8 protein-coding genes are annotated in these 6510 nt (G+C 42.3%); all 8 read right to left on the bottom strand.

All coding sequences use genetic code 11. From position 1 onward, the window contains the following. Window positions 1-79 precede the first annotated feature (79 nt). Window positions 80-2206 carry an elongation factor G gene (gene fusA, locus PSF11_RS17020; protein ID WP_004923927.1) on the bottom strand — a complete coding sequence of 709 codons (2127 nt, stop codon included), beginning with the start codon at window positions 2204-2206 and terminating at the stop codon, window positions 80-82. A gap of 80 nt (window positions 2207-2286) precedes the next feature. Beyond that, a complete protein-coding gene (rpsG, locus tag PSF11_RS17015) occupies window positions 2287-2757 on the bottom strand; it encodes a 30S ribosomal protein S7 (RefSeq protein WP_004923925.1) in 471 nt (156 codons plus the stop codon). 98 nt (window positions 2758-2855) lie between these two features. Next, window positions 2856-3230, bottom strand: coding sequence for a 30S ribosomal protein S12 (rpsL, locus tag PSF11_RS17010; RefSeq protein ID WP_004923923.1), 375 nt, complete (start codon window positions 3228-3230; stop codon window positions 2856-2858). 137 nt (window positions 3231-3367) lie between these two features. Further along, window positions 3368-3655 carry a sulfurtransferase complex subunit TusB gene (tusB, locus tag PSF11_RS17005; protein WP_004923919.1) on the bottom strand — a complete coding sequence of 96 codons (288 nt, stop codon included), beginning with the start codon at window positions 3653-3655 and terminating at the stop codon, window positions 3368-3370. 20 nt (window positions 3656-3675) lie between these two features. Continuing rightward, on the bottom strand, window positions 3676-4035 hold the full coding sequence (tusC, locus tag PSF11_RS17000) for a sulfurtransferase complex subunit TusC (protein ID WP_004923916.1): 360 nt from the start codon (window positions 4033-4035) through the stop codon (window positions 3676-3678). 126 nt (window positions 4036-4161) lie between these two features. Then, entirely contained in the window at window positions 4162-4563 is a 402-nt protein-coding gene (tusD, locus tag PSF11_RS16995; RefSeq protein ID WP_014656962.1) for a sulfurtransferase complex subunit TusD, read from the bottom strand. Then, window positions 4560-5264: a helix-turn-helix transcriptional regulator gene (locus PSF11_RS16990; protein WP_014656963.1), complete on the bottom strand. Its 705-nt coding sequence runs from the start codon at window positions 5262-5264 to the stop codon at window positions 4560-4562. The genes tusD and PSF11_RS16990 overlap by 4 nt, the downstream gene beginning before the upstream one ends. A 409-nt stretch (window positions 5265-5673) precedes the next feature. Next, on the bottom strand, window positions 5674-6426 hold the full coding sequence (gene fkpA / locus PSF11_RS16985) for an FKBP-type peptidyl-prolyl cis-trans isomerase (protein WP_004923907.1): 753 nt from the start codon (window positions 6424-6426) through the stop codon (window positions 5674-5676). Window positions 6427-6510: the final 84 nt, after the last annotated feature.

Here is a 6510-nt window from a genome sequence, read left to right as displayed (position 1 = left end):
ACGACTCTATTCCTTATGGAGTTCCTTCTTCACTGTGAAGAAGGAACTTAATTAAAGTAGTTAAATCGATTAAAACCGATTATTTAGCGTTACGAGCTTCGATAACAGCTTGTGCAACGTTGTTTGGTGCTTCATTGTACTTCAAGAACTCCATTGAGTATGAAGCACGACCTTGCGTTTGTGAACGCAGGTCAGTCGCGTAGCCAAACATTTCTGACAATGGTACTTGTGCACGGACAATTTTACCAGTTGCCATGTCATCCATACCTTCAATCAGACCACGGCGACGGTTCAAGTCACCAATTACGTCACCCATGTAGTCTTCTGGTGTTTCCACCTCAACTTTCATGATTGGCTCAAGCAGAACAGGTTTCGCTTTTTTGAAGCCATCTTTAAACGCGATTGATGCCGCCAGTTTAAATGCCAGTTCAGATGAGTCAACATCATGGTAAGAACCAAAGTGCAGACGAATACCCATGTTAACAACAGGGTAACCAGCCAGTGGGCCAGATTTCAACTGCTCTTGGATACCTTTATCAACGGCAGGGATGTATTCACCAGGGATAACACCACCTTTGATTTCGTTGATAAATTCGTAATCCATTGGAACGCCGTCTTTATCATTTTTGTCAAGTGGGTACATATCGATAACCACGTGACCGTACTGACCACGACCACCAGACTGTTTCGCGTGTTTACCTTCGATATCAGTAACTTTCGCAGTGATAGCTTCACGGTAAGCAACTTGTGGTTTACCAACGTTCGCTTCAACTTTAAATTCACGACGCATACGGTCAACCAGAACGTCCAAGTGCAATTCACCCATACCAGCGATGATAGTTTGACCTGTTTCTTCATCACTTGATACGCGGAATGATGGGTCTTCCTGAGCCAGACGGCCCAATGCGATACCCATTTTTTCTTGGTCAGCTTTAGTTTTTGGTTCAATTGCAACAGAGATTACTGGCTCTGGGAATTCCATACGTTCTAGGATGATTGGTGCATCAACCGCACACAGAGTATCACCTGTAGTAACGTCTTTCAGACCGATAGCAGCCGCGATGTCACCAGCGCGAACTTCTTTAATCTCTTCACGCTTGTTAGCGTGCATCTGAACGATACGACCAAAACGTTCTTTTTTAGCTTTAACTGGGTTCAGTACAGTGTCACCTGAGTTAACAAAACCAGAGTAAACACGGAAGAACGTCAGGTTACCAACGAACGGGTCAGTTGCAATTTTAAATGCTAAAGATGAGAACGGCTCATCGTCACTTGCGTGACGTTCCGCTGGAGTATCTTTACCGTCATCCAGAATACCGTTGATTGCAGGTACATCTGTCGGAGATGGTAAGTACTCAATAACTGCATCCAGCATTGCCTGAACACCTTTGTTCTTAAATGCAGAACCACAGGTAACCAGGATAATTTCGCTTGCAAGAACGCGTTGGCGAAGAGCCGCTTTGATCTCTTCTTCAGACAGTTCATCACCGCCCAAATATTTTTCCATCAGTTCTTCTGATGCTTCAGCAGCAGATTCAACGAGGAAGTTATGCCATTCTTCAGCTTGTTCTTGCATGTTTGCAGGGATATCTTCGTATTCGAAGGTAACGCCCTGATCTTCATCGCTCCACTTGATCGCTTTCATTTTGATCAAGTCAACAACGCCGGTGAAGCCTTCTTCAGCACCAACTGGCAGTTGAAGTGGAACTGGGTTTGCAGCCAAACGTGTTTTTAATTGATCAACAACACGCAGGAAGTTTGCACCCATACGGTCCATTTTGTTAACGAACGCGATACGTGGAACTTTATATTTGTTAGCCTGACGCCATACTGTTTCAGACTGTGGCTGAACACCACCAACTGCACAGTAAACCATGACCGCACCATCAAGAACACGCATAGAACGTTCTACTTCGATTGTGAAGTCAACGTGTCCTGGGGTGTCGATAATGTTAATACGGTGTGGTTCGAATTGTTTTGCCATACCAGACCAGAATGCAGTAGTCGCTGCAGACGTGATAGTAATACCACGTTCTTGCTCCTGCTCCATCCAGTCCATTGTTGCAGAACCTTCGTGAGTTTCACCAATTTTATGGTTTACACCTGTATAAAACAGAATACGTTCAGAAGTTGTTGTTTTACCGGCGTCGATGTGTGCACTGATACCGATGTTACGATAGCGTGATATGGGCGTTTGACGAGCCATTTTTTCCTCTCTCGTGGGCGTTCAATTCATCATTTAAAGGGTAGCAGAAAGCTACCCTCAGAAACACTAACGTGGTGAAATTACCAACGGTAGTGAGCGAACGCCTTGTTAGCTTCTGCCATACGGTGAACGTCTTCACGTTTCTTAACAGCAGAACCTTTGTTTTCAGCTGCATCCGATAATTCGTTTGCCAGGCGCAGAGCCATTGACTTATCACCGCGTTTACGAGCAGCATCAACGATCCAACGCATTGCCAGTGCATTACGACGAACCGGACGAACTTCTACAGGAACTTGGTAAGTTGAACCACCAACACGGCGGGATTTAACTTCCACAGTCGGACGCACGTTGTCTAGTGCAAGTTCGAATGCATCAAGTTCACTCTTACCAGAACGCTGAGCCAGGGTCTCAAGCGCGTTATATACGATTGCTTCAGCAGTAGATTTTTTCCCGTCTACCATCAGGATGTTCACAAATTTGGCCAGTAATTCTGATCCGAACTTAGGATCTGGAAGAATTTTACGTTGACCAATTACGCGACGACGTGGCATGGATATTACTCCGTTTTTAATTCAGGTTTGCCCAAAACTCGATTCGAGTATTTTGACATTAAGTTTAAAAATGTTTGGCCTTACTTAACGGAGAACCATTAAGCCTTAGGTTTCTTAGCACCGTATTTAGAACGGGCTTGTTTGCGGTCTTTAACACCAGAGCAGTCCAGTGCACCGCGAACGGTGTGATAACGCACACCTGGCAAGTCTTTAACACGACCGCCACGGATCAGGATTACGGAGTGTTCCTGCAAGTTGTGGCCTTCACCACCGATGTAGGAAGAAACTTCATAACCATTAGTTAAACGAACACGGCATACTTTACGTAGTGCTGAGTTTGGTTTTTTAGGAGTGGTGGTATATACACGAGTACATACGCCACGTTTTTGCGGGCAAGCTTCCAGTGCTGGAACGTTGCTTTTAACAACTTTCGAGCTACGTGATTTGCGTACCAGCTGATTAATAGTTGCCATTATTAAAAAAGCTCCTGGTTTTTTTGCTTCGTAAACACGGATTTTCGACCTCGTTCGCCAACATGACGATACACGAGGACGCGAAATTTTATTGCTGACTGACTCAGGTGTCAAGAAATATACAACTTTTAACCCTTTTATAGGGCAAAATGTTGTTTATGACTCACTGTGAGCTGTACAAAATCTCGATATGAGGCTAAAGACACCTGCTCTGAAATCATATTCTGCAAGCCGCGGGCATTAACATCTGCATCTAATGCGTAGACTCGCGCACCTTTTTGTTGCAGTTCACGTAAATGAGTCGATTGACTTACCGCGGCAATCACACCGTCTTGTATCAGTAATACCGCATCATCTGGCGCAATCAGCCGCAAAATGGCCGTGAAATCACAATGAAAAGGTGAAGTTGCTATAGTATAAAGCATAGAAAAGATCCTACAACAGATCAAAATTTAAGCACAACATCACATTTGGATAATTTATCGCGAATTTGTGTCGAATTGATGACACTCGCGTCCACAATCCATCGACTCTCTTCGCAAATTCCTCTTTCCTTTAAAGAATCAGAGCAAATGTAAATATTGTCGATATCGTAAAGCGGCAAAATTTTAAAGGTAGAAATATAGTCCCGCGCTAAAATTTCAGTGGGATTTTGATTTGCCAGTAACTGGCACACACCATCCGACAAGAAAAACACTGAAATATCCTCCGTCAGTGCTGATGTCGCCAATAAGGCATCTAACCCTTCTCGGCCACTGGCATTTCCATGAGGCATTGATGTAAAAACAAAAGCGAATTTTTTCATATCTGCTCTAAATAATTCGAAATGCGGCTAGGCATTGAGGTAACGGCATCATTCGCACGGATCCCCCACGAACGTCACCATTTCTACTGCAATATCATGCTATTTTTGCAGTATAACGAGGAAGCCCTAAAAACGGATAGTACGATCTGCCGTCATCATTGCTTCTGCCAAACTGCCTAATCCGCTCATGATAAAGCCATCACCGAGGTTACTGACAGCAAGGGAGAGTAGCTCAGCTTGTTCTTTATCGACCACACCACGGCGCAATGCAGCAGACACACAGATATGCATTTCACAACCCGACTTTTGAGCAAGCTGTTGCCATGCTTTCACTAAATTAAATTCATCATTGGCAGGTGAAGTGAGCGCATTCGCATTTGTAACACCTTCACTGTAAAAAAACAGTGTTTTTAAACAATGCCCTTCTTCAAGAAGGGCATGAGCAAATTGGTAAGCACTCGCGGCTTGCTGAGTACCATAAGCAGGCCCGGTCACCAGCAAACAGTATGTTAGAGGTTGTGTGTTCATTCCCCACTCTTAAACTGGCGAATATAGAGATAAACAGTATGTTTAGAGATATTTAGGCGATCTGCAACTTGGTTTATCGCATCTTTGATATCAAAAATCCCTTTTTCATAAAGATTCAGGACAACCTGTTTATTTTTCGCATTATTTGACACATTACGATCAGAGCTAACTTCTTCAATTGTATATTCTAATGTTTGTGCAACCAAATCATCGACTGAGGAGGCAAAGTTAACGTCTGAAGTCACATCTTGCTTCTCTTCAGGGACAAAACTTTTGATGATTTCTGAGAATGGCACATCAAGATTCATGTTAATACACAGTAAGCCAATGACACGCTGATTGCGGTTACGAATGGCAATCGTAACCGATTTCATTAAATCACCGCTTTTAGCCTTGGTGAAATAGGCTTTTGATACATTAGATTCTTCATCAGCCATGTCATGCAGCATACGCAATGCAAGATCCGTGATTGGTGAACCAATTTTACGCCCTGTATGTTGCCCGTTGGCTATTCTGACGGCTGAACATTTTAAATCTTCCAGAGAATGAAGGACAATTTCACAATGTGCACCTATCAACATAGCTAAGCCATCAACGGCCGCTTCATACGATTTTAGAATTTCATGATCGGTTTGGGTGAAAGGCTCATTATTAAGTAAATTAATATCACTGTGATCATTTGAAAGTACTGAGTTAGACATTTTTAAACACCATCCTTCAAGTGTACGAAAATTCACCAATCTGACTAATGAGGCGTTAATTGTTAGAGGCTTTTGCCTGCATTTCATTATAAAGCGTCAGTAAATAAGGCGAAGAAATAATAAAACGTTATATAGTGAAGTTAAAACTACGGGGCGCTGCCGTCAAGCGATTGCATGCAAGACAGTTTGTTTTATCACAAGTTTTAAACAAAATAAGCATTATTTTTAGCAAATAATCAATAAACTTATTCGAAATCAAATTCCAGATGGCTTTTCTTAAATATGTCAGTATAATCAACTAATTATTTATTATATCTTGTTTAACTTTTTCTTCGCAAAAAATAAGTTGATCCCGCCTTAACGTAAAAAACCCAGACAATGCTGGGTTTTTTAAACTACTGCTTAAAAGTTATTTGCCTGTTGGCTTGATATCTAACAATTCAACATCAAACACCAGTGTGGAGTTAGCAGGAATACCTGGAACACCATTTTCACCGTACGCCAGTTCTGCAGGGATCACTAACTGGATTTTCCCGCCTTTTTTCACGTTAACTAGACCTTCGGTCCAACCTTTAATCACTGAATTCAGTGGGATTGTCAGAGGTTCATTACGTGAATATGAGCTATCGAACTCAGTACCGTCAACTAATGTACCTTTATAATGAACAACAACGGTATCATCTGCTTTAGGTTTAGCGCCAGTACCTTCTTTTTCAATTTTGTATAACAGACCAGATTTCGTTTTCACTACGCCTTTTTCTTTCGCGTATTTTTCACGATATTCAGCACCTGCTTTTTCGTTAGCCGCTGACTCATCTTTCATTTTTTTTTCAGCTGCTTCTTTCACTTGGCCTTCAAACTGACGCAAAGTTTCTTCAACTTCTGCATCCGTCATTTTACTTTTGTTGTTAAACGCATCTTGAACGCCTGCAAGCAGTTGCGCTTTATCTAAATTGATACCAATATTTTTCTGCTCATCCAGTGAGTTTTGCATATAGCGGCCTAAAGATGCCCCTAACGCATAGGCATTACGCTCTTCGGCTGATTTAAATGCGCTACTTGTTGGCGCTTTCGTTGTCGTTTCAGCGGCCATAACTTGTGGTGCTCCGAAAGCTAGCGCCAATGTCGTTGCCAGAAGACTTGCCTTAAACAGTGATTTCATCCTAATCTCCGATATCTATTATAAGTATGCGTTGTTACTTACTTCATAATCTTTAGTATAGAATAGTAAGCAACAGAATTGACT

The sequence above is a fragment of the Providencia sp. PROV119 genome (genome assembly GCF_028482435.1).
Taxonomy (GTDB): domain Bacteria; phylum Pseudomonadota; class Gammaproteobacteria; order Enterobacterales; family Enterobacteriaceae; genus Providencia; species Providencia stuartii.
Note: the sequence above shows the minus strand (reverse complement) of the source record. Positions and strands in the feature narration are given on the sequence as shown.

Excerpts from the sequence above, each read along its gene's own strand:
- fusA (WP_004923927.1), bottom strand. The coding sequence starts at position 2,206 with ATGGCTCGTCAAACGCCCATATCACGCTATCGTAACATCGGTATCAGT.
- rpsG (WP_004923925.1), bottom strand. The coding sequence starts at position 2,757 with ATGCCACGTCGTCGCGTAATTGGTCAACGTAAAATTCTTCCAGATCCT.
- rpsL (WP_004923923.1), bottom strand. The coding sequence starts at position 3,230 with ATGGCAACTATTAATCAGCTGGTACGCAAATCACGTAGCTCGAAAGTT.
- tusB (WP_004923919.1), bottom strand. The coding sequence starts at position 3,655 with ATGCTTTATACTATAGCAACTTCACCTTTTCATTGTGATTTCACGGCC.
- tusC (WP_004923916.1), bottom strand. The coding sequence starts at position 4,035 with ATGAAAAAATTCGCTTTTGTTTTTACATCAATGCCTCATGGAAATGCC.
- tusD (WP_014656962.1), bottom strand. The coding sequence starts at position 4,563 with ATGAACACACAACCTCTAACATACTGTTTGCTGGTGACCGGGCCTGCT.
- PSF11_RS16990 (WP_014656963.1), bottom strand. The coding sequence starts at position 5,264 with ATGTCTAACTCAGTACTTTCAAATGATCACAGTGATATTAATTTACTT.
- fkpA (WP_004923907.1), bottom strand. The coding sequence starts at position 6,426 with ATGAAATCACTGTTTAAGGCAAGTCTTCTGGCAACGACATTGGCGCTA.